Below are 19,067 nucleotides of genomic sequence, written 5' to 3' on the forward strand. Positions count from 1 at the left end.
GAATCATCTCCTATTTATTCAACTACCTCTGCATCCCAGTCTTTATCGATGTCGATGCCTAATTTATCTGCAGTTTCTTTATTAATTTCGAATTTTAAATTTGCTGGGTATGCTGCTGGAATATCGGCAGGTTTTTTACCGTCCTCTAAAATCTCAGCCGCCATTTCGCCCGCTTCTTTACCAATATCATAATAGCTGAAGCCGTAAGCACCTAAACCACCACGTGCTACAGAATCAAGCTCACCAACCATAACTGGTTTTTTCTTTGCTTCTGCTACGTCTAATACAGACTCTAATGCTGAAACTACTGTATTATCTGTGATAATGTAGAATGCATCTACTTTATCAACTAATGATTCCGTTGCTTGTTTTACTTCTGCTGAAGTAGAAGCTGATGCCTCAACGATTGTGACACCGTTCTCTTTTGCTGCTTCTTTCGCACGATCTACTTGCACACGTGAATTTTGCTCACCTGAGTTAAAGACCATGCCGATTTTTTTCGCCTCTAATTCCTCCGCTAAAAACTTCACTGTATTTGGAATCGCATCTGGATGTGTATCTACTGTACCGGTTACATTGCCGCCTGGTTTTTCCATTGAATCGATTAGTTCCGCACCTACCGCATCTGTTACAGATGTAAATAAGGTTGGAATATCTGACGTTGCTGCCGCCACAGCTTGTGCAGATGGAGTTGCATTTGTGAAAATAACATCTGGTGCTGCTGCGACTAAGTTATTTGCCGCTGTCGTATTAATACTCGCATCACCCTGTGCATTTTCCTCCTGATATTTCACGTCAAGACCCGCTTCATCAAGCGCTGCTTTAAAACCTTTTGTTGCTTCATTTAACGAAGGGTGCTCCACATATTGTAAGATGCCAACATTATATGTTTTGTCACCTGACTCTGCTTTTGAACTGTCATCTGCTGCTTTATCCCCGCCACATGCAGCTAGTGCTAACGCTGCTGTCGCTGTTAATGCTAGTAAGCTAAAACGTTTCTTCATCCCTATTTCCCCCATGTTCTATGTAGTCTTATTTGCTATTATTGCAACTGAAAATTAAATCGTCAATAAAATTATGAATATTTAGATAATTTTATACGTTAAACAGTTACGCTTTAAAGTATTAAAGCATAAAAATTTAGTTTTAACAACACTTTTATGGCATGAACATTTTACGTCTTTTTTGACTTTCTTTATAAAAATCGCTAAAATATACTTCTGACCGTGGTTCGAGACCATCCCACGTAAAAAAACTAAGGAGCGAAAAAAATATGCAAAATACAATGCAACGATCGTCTTCTAAAGTACGATCTATCGCAATCAGTGGCATCATCGCAGCACTCTATGTTGCCGTTGCCATGCTCGTTGCGCCTTTTGGTTTTACGCAGATTCAATTCCGTGTTGCCGAAATGTTCAATCATTTAATTGCGTTCAATAAAAAATATATCGTTCCTATCGTGTTAGGTGTTTTCATAACGAATTTATTTTCACCGCTTGGTTGGTATGATTTAGTATTCGGCGTTGGTCAAACAGTGATTTCACTTGTTGCCGTTATTTTAATCAGCCGCTATATTAAGGGTGAAACAGCGCGTATGATCGCGACGATGCTTGTCTTTACATTCACGATGTCGATTATTGCGTTTGAGCTACATTTAGCCTTTCAACTTCCCTTCCTGCTAACATGGTTTACATGTGCAGTTGGCGAATTCGTTGTGCTACTTGCTGGTATTCCAATTATGAAAGCCCTCAACAAACGCTTGAACTTTAAGGAATTGATTTAAAAAAAGAAGGCACTCCCCACACTAGGAGATGCCTTCTTTTTATTATGGTGTCAGTTGGTAATCCTTCATATCATCACGTAATTTGGCCTTTAAGAATTTCCCAACCGATGTTTTTGGAATTTCTCGTACGAACACAATATCATCTGGCATCCACCATTTTGCTACTTGTGTCGCTAAAAAGGTTTTAAGCTCATCCTTCACAGAGGTGTCATAACCTTCTTGTAATACGACGCATGCAAGTGGTCGCTCCTGCCATTTAATATGTGGAATTGCAATGACTGCTGCTTCAAATACCGCATCATGTGCCATTAGCGCATTTTCAAGGTCCACTGATGAAATCCATTCACCACCCGATTTAATTAAGTCCTTCGTACGGTCGGTAATTTTAATATTCCCCTGTGGCGTACGCACCGCAATATCACCTGTATATAACCAGCCATCGCGATACGCATCAATCGTGCGCTCATCGTTATAATATTCACTTGAAATCCACGGGCCACGAATACGCAGCTCCCCCATCGTTTGGCCATCCGCTGGCACTTCGCCGTCCTCGTTAATGATTTCCGTTTCAATTAAAGGCACTGTTAGGCCCTGTGTAGATAAGGCGGCGATTTTTTCTTCTTCGCTCCAATCATCCATTTCAGATGTTAAAGCCGCCACAGATACAATCGGTGACGTTTCTGTCATACCGTACACCGTTTTATATGGAATGCCAAATTTATGCGTGAATTTTTGAATCAGTGCGGGCGGTGATGCAGAGCCCCCTGCTGCGACCATTTCAAGTGATGACATATCTCGCGGTGTTTTTTCAAGTTCCTGTAGCACACCCATCCAAATTGTCGGAACACCTGCAGTGAATGTCACACGTTCTTCTTCAATTAAGTCAATCAATGTGTGCGACGTAAAGTTGGGCCCTGGTAACACCAGCTTTGCACCAAAGTTCACCGATGCAAACGGAATCCCCCATGCATTTACATGGAACATCGGCACGACCGGTAGTGCCACTGAACGCTCAGATAAGCCAAATGAATCGACTAACCCTAAATTAATGGCGTGTAGCACAAGCCCTCGGTGTGTATACACGACGCCCTTAGGGAAACCTGTTGTAGCACTTGTATAACACATTGCGGCTGGTAAATTTTCATCTAAGTCTGTCGGGAATTGATAATCATCCGGTGCCTCAGCTAGTAACTTTTCATATGAATAAAGCGCACTAAACTGGCTTTCTGGTAAATCATCTGAGTCACTCATCACGACAATCTGTTTAACCGTTGTTAGTTTCGGTAGAATACGTTCAATCGTTTCAAATAAATCAATATCGACTAATAAAATTTCGTCCTGTGCATGATTAATAATGTATTCTAAGTGCTCATCTGCCAATCGAATATTAATCATATGTAGCACTGCACCTGTACATGGCACTGCAAAATAAGCTTCTAAGTGGCGATGCTGATTCCACGCAAAGCTCCCTACCTTCATCCCTTTTGTCATCCCTATTTTTTCTAATGCTGAAGCCAACTTACGTGTACGAGTCGCGAAATCTTTATACGTTAAGCGGTGAATCTTGTCCGCTGATGTACGTGATACGATTTCTTTATGCGGAAAGTACGTCTCGACCCGTTTTACAAAACCATTTAATACTAGTTGTGTATCCATCATCGTTAACCATCCCCCTAAGCATTGTTGTCAAGATTACCAAATCCTGTATAAAATAGTGTATAAAATTATTCGTTAAAAATCCAGAATTTTTAGAAAATATTTTATTTTTATAGAATTTTAATTAACTTATAGAGAAAATTTACGTTTTTTCTTTTGAGCCGTTTATCTTACGTTATAAAACGGGAACAAAAAACTATAGCAAGACAAAGGAGAGGTTTTTATGATGAATTATTTTGTTGTTGAAAATGCTGTACGTTTAAAGAATCAAGTTGATTTATTATTGAAAGAAGGCTTTGAACGAGACCAAATTTATGTTTTTTCACGGTATGAGGATCGCGCTGATGATATCGCCAAAGCATTACATATTTCACAGGTTGGCGTAGCCGAACAAGGTGTTATGAACAGTGTTAAAAATTTATTTACGTCCCGAGAATCTGAACTACGAACACAGCTCATGTCACTTGGCGTTACCGATGAGCAGGCAAACGCACTCGATGTACATTTGGATGCGGGGAAATTAGTCGTTGTGGCGACAAAATAAACAGTACTTTTAAGCAATCAAAAGAGGCTTTGACATACGCATAAAAACAACCGTTCATAATGAGCATAAGAAAAACCGGAATCGCGCTGTAGCGCGGTTCCGGTTTTTCGTTGCGAACACTAAAAAAGGAAAATGACGTGTTTTGTCACAGCCTCTTTTTCAATTTATCGTTATGAAGCTGTGCGATATAATTTACGGCGTAATTTTTCAAGCATATCGACTGTCATTTTATCTAAATCATAGGCTGCTTTAAAGCCCCATTCCGCTTTTGCAGCACTATCATCTAAAGAGTTTGGCCAACTATCTGCAATTGCCTGACGCGCTGGGTCGACATCGTAGTCCATCGTGAAGTTTGGCATTACTTTTTGAATTGATGCGGCGATTTGCTCTGGTGTAAAGCTCATCGCTGTAATATTGAATGCATTACGGTGAACGAGTGTGTCACTATCTGCTTCCATTAAATCAACAATCGCTTGCAGTGCATCTGGCATGTACATCATATCCATATACGTACCTTCCGCAATATAAGATGTATAGTGACCTTTCTCTACAGCTTGATAATAAATGTCGACTGCATAATCTGTCGTACCACCACCTGGAGGCGTCACATTTGAAATTAAGCCTGGGAAACGGACACCGCGCGTATCCACGCCGAAATGCGTGTAATAGTAATCACATAGTAATTCACCCGCTACTTTATTGACGCCATACATCGTCGTTGGACGTTGTAGCGTATCTTGCGGTGTATTGTCCTTTGGTGTTGATGGACCAAATGCGCCGATTGAGCTTGGTGTGAAGAATTGTAGGTTTAATTTACGAGCCGTTTCAAGAGCGTTCATTAAGCCACCCATATTTAAGTTCCAGGCAAATACTGGATCTTTTTCAGCAGTGGCAGAAAGAAGAGCAGCCATATGCATTAATGTATCTGCGCCAAAAGCGTTTGCGATGTCATACATGCGTTCAGCATCCATGACATCAAGCACTTCAAATGGCCCCGAAGAGCTTACCGGTTTGCGAATATCTGTCGCAAGAACATTTTCTGTCCCATACTCCACACGCAACTTCTCTACTAGCTCTGAACCGATTTGACCACAAGCACCTGTTATCATGATTTTCTTCATTTCTTTTCCTCCTCTTACAGCTTACAAATGTATTTTTGGAAAACACATATATAAAATAAAAACAAATGTATTTTCTAGGTGTACAAAAATATCTTTACAAACGCTGTTTTATCAATGTTTTTTGTTTTTTATATTATATAATGTATTCTTTAAGAAAACAATATTTGTATTCTCAAAAAACACATATTTTAAAAGACATAAGCATTTAGACGTAAAACAATTTAGTTTTAAAGGTAGGTAAATAGCATAGTATACATTAAGAAAACGCTTTCTTTTGGCAGGTATTCAACGTCACACTTTAGACATATTTTCGTTTTTTACAAAAAAACGAGGCTGGGACATACGTATAAAAACAACTGTTCATATGAGCATAAGAAAAACCGGAACTGCGCTGTAGCGCGGTTCCGGTTTTTCGTTGCGAACGCTAAAAAAGAAAATGTCATGTTTTGTCCCAGCCATGCTTGTACTACATGTTATTTCTTTTTCATCCAGTCTGGTTTACCAAAGCCTTTAAATTCTGTATCGATTGTTTTTTCGAAATCTGCTGATTCAACTACGGCTTTAATATCTTTTGATAACTGTGAATTCTCGTCTGCCTCGCGTACTGCGACAACATTACGGAATTGATCTGGCATATCTTCTAAAAATACCGCATCTTCTAAGTTTAAGTTGGCTGCTAATGCGAAGTTTCCTGGGACACCCGCTAAATCAGATGTTTCGATTGCGCGTGGTAAGCCAGCCGCTTCGATTTCTTTAAACTCAAAGTTTTTCGGATTTTTCGTAATATCTTTTGTTGACGCGACTAATGGATCTACATCGTCGCTAATTTCGATTAAGCCTTGTTCTTTTAATGATTTCAGCGTACGTGCTAAGTTTGATGGGTCATTTGCAATTGAGATTTTAGCGCCTTCTGGTAATTCATCAATCGTTTTATATTTTTCAGAGAAGAAGCCCATTGGAGCTGTTGGCACGATAATTAATGCTTTTAATTTTGTATCATTTTCTTTATTGAAGTTTTCTAAGTATACAGAGTGCTGGAATAGGTTGGCATCAATATCGCCGTTATCTAATGCATTGTTTGGTTGGATATAATCACTGAATTCTTTTAATGTTACTTTGTAGCCTTTCTCCTCAAGACCTGGAACAATGGCCTTTTTCAGCATATCGCTATATGGACCGGCTGTTGCACCGATTGTAATTTCTTTTGACGTTGTTTCCTTGTCTGTATCTTTCGCGTCACCGCTACCACACGCCGCAAGTGCTGCGGTCACAATAACTAACAAAACTGCTACTAACCACTTTTTCATATTCAAATCCCCCTATTTTCTATTCACTTTTTTTGCTATCGTATCGCCCAAGATTTGTACAGCCTGAACGAGAATAACTAAAATAACAATCGTCGCAATCATAATCGTATCGTCATAGCGATAGTAACCGAAGCGAATCGCTAAGTCTCCGACACCACCGCCGCCGATTGTACCTGCCATCGCAGAGTACGCAATCAGGCTAATGATTGTCATCGTAATGCCTTGAATAATCCCTGATTTTGCTTCTGGTAATAATACTTCCTTGATGATTAACCAAGGAGAGGCACCTGCTGCGATTGCCGCTTCGATAACCCCTTTACTAATTTCTTTTAATGATGTTTCGACAAGTCGTGCGAAAAATGGAATGGCCGCAACAGATAACGAAACACTCACAGCGAGTGGACCTGTTGTGTCACCAATAAGCACTTTAGTTAACGGAATAAGTGCGACTAATAAAATAATGTATGGAATCGAGCGCACAAAGTTAATTACAAAACTTAACACATTATTGACGATGCGATTTACCTTTTTGCCGGAGTTACGTACGGCGAAAAAACCATGACTTGTGATGAATAATAATAAGCCAAGTGGCAACCCAATAACGAGTACGACTACTAATGAAATGCCAACCATTAATAGCGTTTGGCCAAAGGATGTCCAAATGTCTGGGAGCATCGATGTAAAATGAGCGAAATCAAACATATTACTGCACCTCCACTGTTACGCCGCGAGATTCCATATACGTGATGGCGCGGTTAATATCTTGTCCGTCACCGATTAATTCCATGATGAAGATGCCGAGTGGACGCTCTTGTATGTACTCAATCGTACCGTGAAGGAAATTTCCTCGTACTTCAAATTGCTGTAGCATATCGGAAATAATTCCTTGCCCTGCGGTATCGCCCTTAAATAATACTTTGACGATAGTGCCATTAAATGTATGCATAATTTCTGATGGAATATCAAAAGACACAACACTGCCGATAAATTCCTGCGTTAATGGATTTGTTGGATTGGCAAAAATATCGTACACACTGCCATGCTCGACAACACGTCCGTTTTGCATAATTGCCATGCGATCACAAATCTCTTTGACTACTTCCATCTCATGCGTGATTAAGACGATGGTGATACCAAGCTCACGATTAATTTTTTTCAATAATTTTAAAATGGCTGTCGTTGTCGTCGGGTCGAGTGCGGATGTGGCTTCATCACATAATAAAATCGTTGGTTCGTTCGCTAACGCTCTTGCGATACCTACACGTTGCTTTTGACCACCTGATAGCTGACCGGGAAAAACGTCCTTCTTATCAGACAGCCCAACCATTGTGAGTAGTTCCTTAATGCGTGCTTCGCGTTTGTCTTTTGCGACATTCGCAGCCTTTAATGAAAACTCAATATTTTCACCGACTGTCTTTTGGTCAATCAAGTGGAAATGCTGAAAAATCATACCGATTTTTAGGCGTGCCTGGCGTAGTTCTTTACCTGATAGTGTCATTAAATTTTGGCCATCAACTAAAATCTCACCATCTGTTGGCTGCTCCAATAAATTGATGCAACGTAATAATGAACTCTTCCCGGCACCTGAATATCCGACTATTCCGAATATTTCGCCGTCATTAATTGTAAGATTGACATTATCTACACCGATAACTTCTTTTTTCTTTGCTCGATATACTTTTGAGACATTGTTTATTTCAATCATGCGCATACCTCTTATTCTTGTAAAATTACTTTTTCAGAAAACAAAAAAGCGCCTTTCCTCTGAAAGACGCTTTCTATAATAAACGCTATTTATCTTTCAGAAATACATTCTGTAGGAATTAGCACCTTCCCATAATGGGGGTTGCTGGACATCATCGGGCCTATCCCTCCGTCGCTCTTGATAAATCCTAGTTATTTAGTTGTTTTTATGATTATGTCATCAATAGTATTTCTTTTTACGTCCATTGTCAATATTTTTTCAGAAAAAACTTAATTTTTCAAAATATCTTGATATAGCTCTGGGCGACGGTCATCATACACAGGAATTTTTTTGCGTACCTCATCGACCTTATCAAAATCAACATCGACAATCGCTAGCTCTTCCTCTGCATCACCCGTCCATAATACTTCACCCCACGGTTCAATCACCATTGAGTTGCCGTTAAAGTTTTCCGGCTTATGACTTGTACGATTTACCGCAACGATAAAGCATTGATTTTCAATCGCACGCGCTTGTAATAATGTTTTCCAATGATCAATGCGAGGTGTTGGCCACTGTGCCGAAACGAAAATGACCTTCGCACCGTTTAGCGCATGGAGGCGTAGCCATTCTGGGAAACGAATATCATAGCAAATGACACCCGCCGCATCTAAGTCACCTAATTTGAAATTATTTTGTCCTGAGCCCGCTGCTAAATATAAATGCTCATCCATCAAGCGGAATAAATGTGCTTTGTCGTATTCACCAACCTGCTCACCGTCTTTATTGAATACAAGCATCGTATTATAAAATTTGTCGCCTTTTTTCGTTGAAACAGAGCCACCAACAATGTGGATGCCTAGCTCCTTCGCAAGCTCACTTAAAAATTTCTTTGCGCGCTCGCCATTTGGTTCTGCTAGCTCGTCTAATTTTTTCAGTGCATAGCTTGAATTCCACATCTCTGGTAAAACGACGAGTTCTGCACCTTTTGCATGTGCTTCGCGTACTAATTCATTTACGCGTGCATAGTTTTTTTCTACATCGCCTGTTGCGACTTTAAATTGAATACAGCCTAATTTCATCACGACACCACCTATAGACATTTTTCTGAAAAAGGTCTACTATGAGAATAATTTTCAGAATATTTCTTTCTATTATACAATAGATTATTTTTGGAGGCACCTACATGAAATTATCAAAAAAGATGCAACAACTTCCTGAGCAATTTTTCGCGAAGCTATCAAAAAATGTGGCAGAGGCAGTGGCAGAAGGACGCGATGTCATTAACTTAGGACAAGGGAACCCGGACCGTCCAACACCAACACATATTATTGAGGCGATGCAGCAAGCAACCGCTGACCCTAGCATGCACAAATATTCACCATTTCGTGGTACAGTAGAGTTTAAAGAGGCAATCGCCACATTTTATAAACGTGAATACGATGTTGATATTGACCCTAATACGGAAGTCGCCATTTTATTCGGTGCCAAAGCAGGCTTAGTCGAATTGCCAATGGTTATGCTAGATGAGGGTGATACGATGCTATTACCTGACCCAGGGTACCCTGATTATTTATCCGGTGTAGCCCTAGCCAATATCCAATTTGAAACGATGCCACTAACGGCTGACAATCAGTTTTTACCGGACTACAATGCATTAACTTCGGCACAAAAACAGGCTGCAAAGCTTTTGTATATCAACTATCCAAACAATCCGACAGGCGCTGTTGCAACACCCGAATTTTTCGCTGAAACCGTCGCATTAGCCAAGGAGCATGATATTGCAGTGATGCATGATTTCGCCTATGGTTCACTTGGCTATGATGGCATTCGTCCACCAAGCTTCCTGCAAACCGCGGGCGCTAAAGAGATCGGTGTTGAATTTTATACGCTATCAAAAACGTATAATATGGCCGGCTGGCGCGTTGGCTTTGCAGTCGGAAATCGCGACATGATTGCTGGCTTAAATCTTATTCAGGACCATCTCTATTGCAGTCTATTCCCTGCTATCCAGCATGCCGGTGCCGTGGCGCTAACCTCCTCACAGCAATGTGTGACGGAGCAACTAGCGATTTACGAGGCACGCCGTCATGCTTTAAAAGAGGCTACCGCAAAAATCGGCTGGGACATTACCATTCCAGCGGGTAGCTTCTTTGCATGGCTACCTGTGCCAAAGGGTATGACAAGCGAAGAGTTTGCGGATGTACTGCTTGCTAAAGCCAATGTTGCCGTTGCGGCTGGTAATGGCTTTGGTGAGCACGGCGAGGGCTATGTTCGCGTCGGTTTACTCGTTGATGAGGCCCGTATTCACGAAGCAATGGAGCGCATCGCCACACTTAATCTATTCGCTTAAGAGGTGACACTTGTGGTTATCATTTCATTAATTATTAGTGCCTTTGTTGGCTTTATAAGCATTGCGACACAGCGCTATGTTCTAAATCAGCTTGGCAATCAAGATAAAAAGAAAGTTGTTTTCATTTATGGTTTTGGCACAACGCTTGGTGTCTTTTTAGCATTCATGGTCATGCTACGCCTAAAATTACCGGTAAATTCATTTTTTGAATTTATCATTCAAATTTTACTCGTGGCCGTTATTGCCATTGTCGCCGGTAAAATTATGTACGCCGTTTCACCAAAGGCGTATAAGGACATTAAGGCTAAGGAATAAAAAAGAAGAAATCTCATTTGAAAGTGAGAAAAAAAGGGCAATTTCCTTCAACTGAATTTGACGGACGCTTTCCTGGGGCATGGCGGAAGCCTCCTCGCTCGCAAGCTCACTGCGGGGTCTTCCGCTCATGCTAAGAGATAGGGCTCCCCTAGGAGTCGCCGTCAAATTCTTGTTTCACTACCTTTTTCGGCATTCAGCTGGGATTTAGCTTTGCCAAAACATGCGTATTATCGTAGTTGAATAGCTCAATGCTGGCGTTATCAGCGAACATGCCTTTACCGGGTATGCTCATGATAACGCCTTTTTCTTTGATTGCTTGCTCATACGATGTCCCTTATACATCTAGCATTTCGTTCCTTGCATGTTTACTAACTTCATATTTAATGACCTTCAGTTTTTTTCGTGCGAATACACTTGGTTTTTGCCCATAAAAAAAACACTTTCAAAGAGCTTACCTCCTTTGAAAGTGTTTTTCTTTTTAGATTCATGAAATAACGCCCAATTCTTTGCCGACTTTTTCGTAAATGGCAATGGCATCGTCAAGCATTTCCTTCGTATGCGCCGCAGTTGGCATATTACGCACACGTCCTGTCCCTTTTGGAACGGTTGGGAATACGATTGATTTCGCATAAACGCCCTCTTCAATAAGGCGTTTTGAGAATTGTTGTGTCAGTGTTTCATCACCGATAATACATGGTGTGATTGGCGTTTCAGAGTGTCCGATATTAAATCCTAACTTTTGAAGGCCTGCTTTTAAATAATCGCCATTGTCCCATAGCTTATCATGAAGCTCTGTTGAATCGATGATCATTTGAACAGCCGCTGTAATCGCTGCAACGTCTGCTGGTGGTAGTGCTGTTGAGAATAAGAATGGACGAGAGCGTACTTTCAGCCAATCAATAACATTTTGTTTTCCTGCTACGTAGCCACCGACAACACCGATGGCTTTTGATAATGTACCGATTTGGAAGTCGATTTCATTTTGTAGACCAAAATGTTTAACCGTTCCTTTCCCCTTACCCGTTACACCTGAGCCATGTGCGTCATCAACATACGTAATTAAATCGAATTCTTTTGCGATTTCGACGATTTCTGGTAGTTTCGCAATGTCGCCATCCATTGAAAAGACGCCATCTGTGATGACCATGATTTTGTTGTACAAGCCCGATTCAGTTGCTTCTTTGGCCTTATTTCGAAGGTCTTCCATATCCGAGTGATTGAACGCGATGATTTTCGCTTTTGATAAACGACAACCATCAATGATAGAGGCATGATTTAATTGGTCAGATAAAATAGCATCGTTTTTATCCATCACAGCAGAAATCGCCGCCATATTACAGTTGAAGCCAGATTGATAGCTAATCGCCGCTTCTGTTCCTTTAAATTCAGCGAGTTTTTCTTCTAGCTTCACATGTAAATCAAGCGTCCCATTAATCGTACGTACTGCACCGGCACCTACGCCATAGGTTGCGATTGTTTTTTGCGCTACCGCTTTTAAATCTTCGTTTGTCGCAAGGCCTAAATAGTTATTTGACGATAGGTTAATGAGCTGCTTACCGCGAATGGTAATGACCGGACCGTTTGCACCTTCTACAGGGTCAATTTCATTGTATAAGCCTTGTTCTTTTAATGCTTGTAAGTTTTCATCTACGAATGTATTTAAAATTTTTGACACACAAATCATCCTTTCCCGTTCAGTTGCTCCTATTCTAACATACTTTTCTGACAATGTTCATTTCAAACGTACATTTTTTTATTTGTGCTTTGAAAAGTTATTATAAATACTACATTTGTCTTTCTCAAAAAAACATTAAAAAAGCATCTCACGATTGTGAGATGCTTTTATCTAGCTTAACGTGCCCATTTCGGTCCTTTACCCTTGCCTTTATTTGGCTTGTCTTTCTTTTCTTTAAACAATACTTCATATGTGAAGTCTACTGGTTTAATGTCACCAGGATTTGCTGCATATGTCGTAATCATTTTGACATTGCCCTCTTTTAACATATTGTTTAATTGAAGCGCTTTTGTTTCTGTGACATCGTAAGGGTCTACTTGTTCTACTTTTGTTTTACCGTTTTTCTTCGTTTGGATGAATGTCGTTAAGAATTTAACATAGTCTTTATTGAGCGCTGATTGCGTCGTTAAGCCAGTCGTTGAATCCCCCTTAATCGACACGCCTGCCTCATCAATTTTAATATCTTTGACGAACCAGCCTTTTTCTTCTGTACCCCAGTCTGTTAAGTAACGGAATGATACTAAAACATTTTGGCCTTTGTATTTTGATAAATCAAAGGCTTCATTTTGCCATGTTTCTACTGAACCAGTGAAGCCAGGTACATTTTCTTTGATTTTTGGATAACCCTGCTCATCAACATCTGTACGTGTATTGATATTTGATAAGCTCTCCCACGTTTGGCCGTTATCCGTTGATACTTGAACAACACCATAATCCCATGCATCTTCAATCGCATATAGATTTTGGAATGTTAGCGTTGGATTTGTCGCTTTCGTTAAGTCTGCCGCAAAAATCATTTCATGATCTGCTTGTGAGCCCTTACCGCCCCATAAAACATTGCCACTGCCTGTCACAGGATCTGTCACAGTCGTCCATTCAAGTGGTAAGAAGTCTGCACCGTTGAAGCGTAAGCCCTGTACTTCTTTTGTAAAGTCGAATGATTTAAAGTCGCCGCCCCATGCCGGAACGCCTTCTTTTTCATAAGTTTTAGCTGATTCATAATCAACCGTTTTGCCACGTTTTGTGCCAGCGCGGTCTACCGGCAAGCTACGTAAATCTACGCTATCAATATCATATTTCGAGCTTACTGACTTATCATCTAGCGCCACAGCTGTTTGGAAATCTTGATATACTTTTGTAAACGTCGTACCACGTTCACGCAGCGCATGGTCTACACTTTCCATGCCTTGACGCTCGCCATCTGTTGCGATTTCTTTAATGAAATCATGACCGAATTTGTCATATAAATATTGTGTGAATAAGTATACTTGACCATAATCGGCAATCGTTTCAGGTCCTGTTGTAGCAGTCGCATGCTCATCCCAGTTCACAAGTGAATTTTCTGGGTGATCTAAGAAGAAGTTAATCGAGCTATCTGGACCACCATAGCCACCTAAGTATTCAGAGAATGTCGAGAAACCTTCATTCAACCAAGATTCTTCTGATGGGTCATGGTCTGCTTGAATTAAATGCTGTAATTCATGAATTGTTGTACCATAAAATGTTTCTTCTAAGCGCGTATCCCAGCTATTTGTATCAATTGTCACGATGTTACGGTTAATATAGTTTTCAATTGTTTGCCAATAGAAGCCCGCTACAAAGAATGGATAATCTGGATTGTTCCAGCCCTCATCTTGCACGTTATCCACAAGGATGATGACCTTGTCTGAGCCTTCATAATAATCTGCTGGTAAACCAATTTGTCCTGGCAGTCTCGCTTTTGAGCCATCTAATACATCTGGTGTACCGAAGAAATCCGTTACTTTCGGATAAATATTTGACTCAAACTCATCACGAAGTTTGTCCACCTGTGCTTGCGTCACAACATCTGCTTCACGTGGATTGTCTGGTCCATAAGACAAGTCATGTGCTACCCAAATTTCCACATTGTCGCCCACACTACGCATCGTAAAATCTTTTAATGAAAGATTATTCGTTAAGAATTTTTTCGTTCCACCGTCATACGTAAAATCACTATCATTATCCGATGTTGCTTTTGTTTGTGCTTCATCAGCTTGCGCTTGAAGTCTTTTTTTCAGTTTTGCGTTAAAATCTGCATCTTTTGATAACTTGTCTAAATATGGGTCAATGGAGATGACATCCCCGTAACGTTCTGTATCGAAGTTCTTCAAGTCTTTGTCTGTTGTTGCCGCACTTGCCCCTGCAACTGGTGTTAATAAAGATGTTAATAATGCACCTGCTAATAATAACGATCGCCACTTTTTACCTTTTTGCACATAAAGCCCACCTTTCGAGTAATGTTTCACTATATTATTTTATCATTTCGGAATTTTCTGAAAAATAAGCTAATATATGTGTTTTTTAAAATTATTTTGTATTTCTTTCGACTTGCGAAATATAAATGAACTGTAGGTGAAAAGTTATCCACATGTGGATAAAATGAAAAAATGTATAAGGAAGATTATCTGTGGATAACTTTCCTTATACATTATTTATACATTAGTGTCGGTTCTTTAATAAAATGCGCTAATATACGGCGGCTTACTGGCAGTACAACTTGAATGATTGGACCGAGTGCAAATACCATAATAATCGTACCGATACCTACTGGACCACCCATAATATAACCAAGCCCTGCCGCGAAAATCTCCATCGCTGTACGCGCAACCGTAATGCTGACATGTAATTTTTCAACAGCAATCATCATTAAACTATCTCGGGGACCTTCGCCAAGATTCGTTGATACATAAACACCGCATCCTACTGCGATACCAACAATACCAAGCACAAAACAACCAAACTGCGTTAATGGTGTATGTGCTGCTGGTAAAATGCTATTAAAGAAATCTAAAAATACGCCGCAAAAAATCATATTCATAAACGTGCCAATTCGTGGCAGGCGTTTTAATAAAATCGCTGTTAAAGCGATAATCACGAGGCCAATAATGATCGACCAAGCACCAACTGATAATCCAAAGTGATAAAACATGCCGATGTGTAAAACATCCCATGAACCAACACCATAGCGCTGTCCACGAATCGTTAGAGCGATGCCCAAACCGATAAACATAATCCCAATGAAGAAAAATAGCCAGCGGATTGCGAACTCTTTTCTCACACGACATCCTTCTTTCTATATAAAAAAGCTGCGACAAGGAATATTCCATGTCGCAGCCATATGTTCAACTGCAACTCGACAATTGTATCAAACGATGACTTAAATATCAACGGTAATATCAACAATTTCGGCCTTTGCAGCTGTCACTAGATTGTCGGGTGTTAAGCATAATTGCATCCCACGTTTTCCGGCGCTCACTAATACTTCATCCACTTGCTTTACAGCTTCATCCACAAACGTTGGATAATGTTTCTTCATGCCAATTGGTGAACAGCCTCCACGAATGTAGCCTGTATTTGCCAATAAATCTTTGACATGAAGCATTTCTATTTTTTTCTCATGTACGGCCTTTGCAGCTTTCTTCAAATCGAGCTCCTTAGCGACTGGAATCACAAAAACATAGAGCTGACCTTTTGTTGATTTCGCAACGAGTGTTTTAAACACTTTTTCAACTGGCTGCCCAACTTCCTTCGCCGCTGTCACACCGTCTAAATGGTCTTCATTCACTTCATATTCCTGCAAATGATACGGGATTTTTTGTTGATCTAGCAGTCGTACTGCATTGGTCTTATGAATTTTTTGCTTTGCCAAAATCGTACACTTCCTTCATTACGCAATGTGATAAAACATTGGTTCATCAAATCGGAATCCACTACGAGCCATCTGTACTTGGAATTGATATTTCGACGCCGCCTGTTCAAATAAGCGATTACGAACCGTTTCTTTATACTGCTGCTCGGTTGGTTGCACTGTTAAACTGTCCACATTTTTCTTAGATGTAGCATCGATGCTGTCTGAGTTAGTAGTGAACTGTGTTTTTTGTGCGATATAGTCAGCTGCAGACTGAGCTACTTGCAAATCCTGTGCTGTTGGGTTGTCGCTCGATAAAGCGGATTGCTGCACACGCTTTAAAATATCGATTGCTTCCTCGTCGCTTGCCATTGCGACTACGTCATGAATTTCAGGATAATTTGGTGTCGTCTCCTGCAATTCACGAATAGCTTGCTGCAAGGCTGGTTTTGCCTGGTGCTCTTTTTTCCCTGTTAATAAATCGACTAATTCGTCGAGTGCCGGATTTGATTTTGGCTGAAAATATTGCGCATTTTTCTTATATGCCTCATCTGCATTTTTTTGCTTTAATACACGTTTCCGGTTTTCAATCTCCGTATAGCGATTATTTAGGATTGCTGCTAATTTCATATCGTCCACCTCTTTCCACTATTCAGATGTTTTTTTCATCTTACCACTACTTGAAAAAAAAGTGACCCAGGAATGCGCAAATTACTTGTCGTCGTTGTTAAACAGCCCTTTTAGCGCATCTGAGAATGGGTTATTTAAAGGCTCTTCTTCCTTGTTTTGTTGCTTCATATACTTATTCACATCACGTTTTGAAACTTTGGTCTTACCAGCGTCTTTTTTGCGTTTTTCAAATGCTGATAATTTTTCACGATACCCACATTTACAAGTAAAAATTCGTCCGTCTCCCTCACCACGTAGTTCCAACTTCTTATGACATGTAGGACAACGAGCATTTGTTAGCTGTGAAACTTTCTTTTTGTAGCCACATTCACGGTCCTGACAAATCAGCATTTTACCGCGTTTGCCATTCACTTCTAATAGAAGCTTGCCGCACTCTGGACAGCGCTTCCCTGTCACATTATCATGCTTGAATTTACGGTCGCTCATCTTAATTTCCTTTACTGATTTTTGCGTAAATGAAATCATGCGATCCATAAATTGTTTTTTCTTCGCCTTGCCTTGTGCAATTTTCGTTAATTCTTTTTCCCACTCTGCTGTTAAGGCAGGTGATTTCAAATCTTCTGGCGCTAAATCAAGTAATTGACGACCTTTTGATGTCGCATACAAGTCATTCCCCTTTTTCTCGATAACAAATGATTTAAAGAGCTTTTCTATAATATCGGCACGTGTCGCCACCGTTCCAATACCGCCTGTTTCATTTAATGTTTGAATTAATTCTTTTGATTCCCCTTGCATAAACTGCGCTGGATTTTCCATCGCCGCAAGAAGCGTTCCTTCATTGAACGGTGCAGGTGGCTTCGTTTGACCTGATGTTTGTGCAACAGCACGCACCTCTAACTTGGCACCTTTTTGGTAATCGGGTAATGATACCGTATCATCCTCATCATGGTTATACACCGCGCGCCAGCCCTGGTCACGTACAGTATTTCCTTTTGCCGTAAATAATTCATTACCTACTTTTAATGTCACAACTGTTTGATCATACACATAAGGGCCATAAAATACTGCTAGGAAGCGTTTGACGATCAGATCATATAGCTTACGTTCTTTATCAGATAAATTCGGTAAAATAACCGGCTCCTCTGTTGGAATGATGGCATGGTGGTCCGACACTTTCGCATCATTAATGACACCTTTTTGTGCTTGCACCGTTGTGTGACGTAATAGCGCATTGGCCGCCTGACGTGAATCGCCACTAGTCGTCGCCTTAATACGCTCTTTAAATGTTCCTTGAATATCCGCTGTTAAATGCTTCGAATCAGTACGCGGATAGGTCACGATTTTATGGTGCTCATATAAATGCTGTAGCGTTGATAACGTTTCTTTTGCTGACCAGCTCCAGCGTTTATGCGCCTCTTTTTGTAGCTCCGTTAAATCAAATAATGTTGGTGCATATTTTTTCTTCGGCGTTGTTTTGACATCGACAATTTCGCCTGAATGAACCGAATCTAAGCTTTTTAAAATACGGTCCACTTTTTCTTTATCAAATGACTGTGCTTGGTTTGAACCTTGCTCATGCCATGTGAATGTTGTTTTATTCGTTAGGGCTTGTAGACCGTAGAATGTTTTTGGTTTAAAGTTTTTAATTTGCTGCTCACGTTCATAAATCATCGCCAGTGTTGGTGTTTGCACACGACCACATGATAGCTGTGCATTATGCTTTACCGTTAAGGCACGTGTTGCATTAATCCCAACGACCCAGTCAGCCTCGGCACGCGCAACTGCCGCTTCGTATAGTGCATCATATTTATGACCATCTTGTAGCTTCGCAAATCCTTCTTTGATTGCTTTATCCGTTACAGAAGAAATCCATAAACGTTTAATTGGTTTTTTCGATTTTGCTTTCACTAAAATCCAGCGCGCAACTAATTCACCCTCACGCCCTGCATCGGTTGCGATAATAACTTCGTTAATGTCACCGCGATTTAATAAACTTTTTACTGCATTAAATTGCTTCGTTGTTTGACGAATCGGTACTAATTTAAATGGTTCCGGCACGATTGGTAGATCGTCCATTTTCCACTCTTTATATTTGTTGTCGTATTGCTCAGGGTCTGCGTGTGTCACAAGATGACCAAGCGCCCATGTTACGACATATTTATCGCCTTCTAAGCTACCATTGCCTTTTTTCGTACATTTTAGGACGCGTGCAATGTCGCGACCAACTGACGGTTTCTCAGCGATAACTAATGATTTTGCCATATCTCTCATTCCTTTCGATGCTTTTATT

At 40.4% G+C, this 19,067-nt stretch carries 17 protein-coding genes and 2 riboswitches; of the genes, 4 read left to right on the plus strand and 13 right to left on the minus strand.

Annotation, left to right across the window (positions count from 1 at the left end; genetic code table 11):
* Nucleotides 1-14 precede the first annotated feature (14 nt).
* The gene (locus QI30_RS12485) at nucleotides 15-1,004 is read right to left on the minus strand and encodes an ABC transporter substrate-binding protein (protein ID WP_020189031.1); all 990 of its coding nucleotides are present in this window, start codon (nucleotides 1,002-1,004) and stop codon (nucleotides 15-17) included.
* Nucleotides 1,005-1,220: 216 nt separating this feature from the next.
* Nucleotides 1,221-1,265, plus strand: a riboswitch (PreQ1 riboswitch).
* A gap of 8 nt (nucleotides 1,266-1,273) precedes the next feature.
* Here QI30_RS12485 and QI30_RS12490 point away from each other — a divergent pair.
* Entirely contained in the window at nucleotides 1,274-1,783 is a 510-nt protein-coding gene (locus tag QI30_RS12490; protein WP_020189030.1) for a QueT transporter family protein, read from the plus strand.
* 42 nt (nucleotides 1,784-1,825) lie between these two features.
* Here the strand turns inward: QI30_RS12490 and QI30_RS12495 are convergent, their stop codons facing one another.
* The gene (locus tag QI30_RS12495; RefSeq protein WP_020189029.1) at nucleotides 1,826-3,442 is read right to left on the minus strand and encodes a long-chain fatty acid--CoA ligase; all 1,617 of its coding nucleotides are present in this window, start codon (nucleotides 3,440-3,442) and stop codon (nucleotides 1,826-1,828) included.
* 220 nt (nucleotides 3,443-3,662) lie between these two features.
* On the opposite strand from QI30_RS12495, the gene QI30_RS12500 reads away from it, so the two are divergent.
* Nucleotides 3,663-3,983, plus strand: coding sequence for a general stress protein (locus QI30_RS12500; protein WP_020189028.1), 321 nt, complete (start codon nucleotides 3,663-3,665; stop codon nucleotides 3,981-3,983).
* Nucleotides 3,984-4,153: 170 nt separating this feature from the next.
* On the opposite strand, the gene QI30_RS12505 is transcribed toward QI30_RS12500, so the two are convergent.
* From QI30_RS12505 to QI30_RS12525, 5 genes are all read right to left on the minus strand, one after another.
* Nucleotides 4,154-5,104, minus strand: a complete 951-nt coding sequence (locus tag QI30_RS12505) for an L-threonine 3-dehydrogenase (protein WP_126990976.1) — start codon at nucleotides 5,102-5,104, stop codon at nucleotides 4,154-4,156.
* Between the two features lie 473 nt (nucleotides 5,105-5,577).
* Nucleotides 5,578-6,411, minus strand: coding sequence for a MetQ/NlpA family ABC transporter substrate-binding protein (locus QI30_RS12510; protein WP_020189026.1), 834 nt, complete (start codon nucleotides 6,409-6,411; stop codon nucleotides 5,578-5,580).
* Nucleotides 6,412-6,423: 12 nt separating this feature from the next.
* Nucleotides 6,424-7,113: a methionine ABC transporter permease gene (locus QI30_RS12515; protein ID WP_020189025.1), complete on the minus strand. Its 690-nt coding sequence runs from the start codon at nucleotides 7,111-7,113 to the stop codon at nucleotides 6,424-6,426.
* A 1-nt stretch (nucleotide 7,114) separates the two neighbouring features.
* Nucleotides 7,115-8,116 carry a methionine ABC transporter ATP-binding protein gene (locus QI30_RS12520; RefSeq protein WP_020189024.1) on the minus strand — a complete coding sequence of 334 codons (1,002 nt, stop codon included), beginning with the start codon at nucleotides 8,114-8,116 and terminating at the stop codon, nucleotides 7,115-7,117.
* An 86-nt stretch (nucleotides 8,117-8,202) separates the two neighbouring features.
* A riboswitch (SAM riboswitch) is annotated at nucleotides 8,203-8,303 on the minus strand.
* Between the two features lie 82 nt (nucleotides 8,304-8,385).
* A complete protein-coding gene (locus QI30_RS12525) occupies nucleotides 8,386-9,177 on the minus strand; it encodes a carbon-nitrogen family hydrolase (protein WP_126990977.1) in 792 nt (263 codons plus the stop codon).
* 104 nt (nucleotides 9,178-9,281) lie between these two features.
* Between QI30_RS12525 and QI30_RS12530 the strand changes: the two genes are divergently transcribed.
* Together QI30_RS12530 and QI30_RS12535 are read left to right on the plus strand one after the other, a co-directional pair.
* Nucleotides 9,282-10,448 carry a pyridoxal phosphate-dependent aminotransferase gene (locus tag QI30_RS12530; RefSeq protein ID WP_126990978.1) on the plus strand — a complete coding sequence of 389 codons (1,167 nt, stop codon included), beginning with the start codon at nucleotides 9,282-9,284 and terminating at the stop codon, nucleotides 10,446-10,448.
* A 12-nt stretch (nucleotides 10,449-10,460) separates the two neighbouring features.
* Nucleotides 10,461-10,763 (plus strand): hypothetical protein, encoded by a 303-nt coding sequence (locus tag QI30_RS12535; protein WP_020189021.1) that lies wholly within the window; start codon nucleotides 10,461-10,463, stop codon nucleotides 10,761-10,763.
* Between the two features lie 484 nt (nucleotides 10,764-11,247).
* Here the strand turns inward: QI30_RS12535 and QI30_RS12540 are convergent, their stop codons facing one another.
* The 6 genes from QI30_RS12540 to QI30_RS12565 form a co-directional block, all read right to left on the minus strand.
* Entirely contained in the window at nucleotides 11,248-12,447 is a 1,200-nt protein-coding gene (locus QI30_RS12540) for a glycine C-acetyltransferase (protein ID WP_186439481.1), read from the minus strand.
* Nucleotides 12,448-12,614: 167 nt separating this feature from the next.
* Nucleotides 12,615-14,735, minus strand: a complete 2,121-nt coding sequence (locus tag QI30_RS12545) for an immune inhibitor A domain-containing protein (RefSeq protein WP_126990979.1) — start codon at nucleotides 14,733-14,735, stop codon at nucleotides 12,615-12,617.
* 212 nt (nucleotides 14,736-14,947) lie between these two features.
* Nucleotides 14,948-15,577, minus strand: coding sequence for a YczE/YyaS/YitT family protein (locus QI30_RS12550; protein ID WP_020189019.1), 630 nt, complete (start codon nucleotides 15,575-15,577; stop codon nucleotides 14,948-14,950).
* A 99-nt stretch (nucleotides 15,578-15,676) separates the two neighbouring features.
* The gene (gene ybaK, locus QI30_RS12555; RefSeq protein ID WP_126990980.1) at nucleotides 15,677-16,168 is read right to left on the minus strand and encodes a Cys-tRNA(Pro) deacylase; all 492 of its coding nucleotides are present in this window, start codon (nucleotides 16,166-16,168) and stop codon (nucleotides 15,677-15,679) included.
* Between the two features lie 18 nt (nucleotides 16,169-16,186).
* On the minus strand, nucleotides 16,187-16,777 hold the full coding sequence (locus QI30_RS12560; RefSeq protein ID WP_126990981.1) for a hypothetical protein: 591 nt from the start codon (nucleotides 16,775-16,777) through the stop codon (nucleotides 16,187-16,189).
* Nucleotides 16,778-16,858: 81 nt separating this feature from the next.
* Complete coding sequence (locus tag QI30_RS12565; protein WP_126990982.1) at nucleotides 16,859-19,039, minus strand: DNA topoisomerase III; 2,181 nt, start codon at nucleotides 19,037-19,039, stop codon at nucleotides 16,859-16,861.
* Between the last annotated feature and the right edge of the window lie 28 nt (nucleotides 19,040-19,067).

This window comes from Candidatus Kurthia intestinigallinarum (assembly GCF_003991225.1).
GTDB classification, from domain to species: Bacteria; Bacillota; Bacilli; order Bacillales_A; family Planococcaceae; genus Kurthia; species Kurthia populi.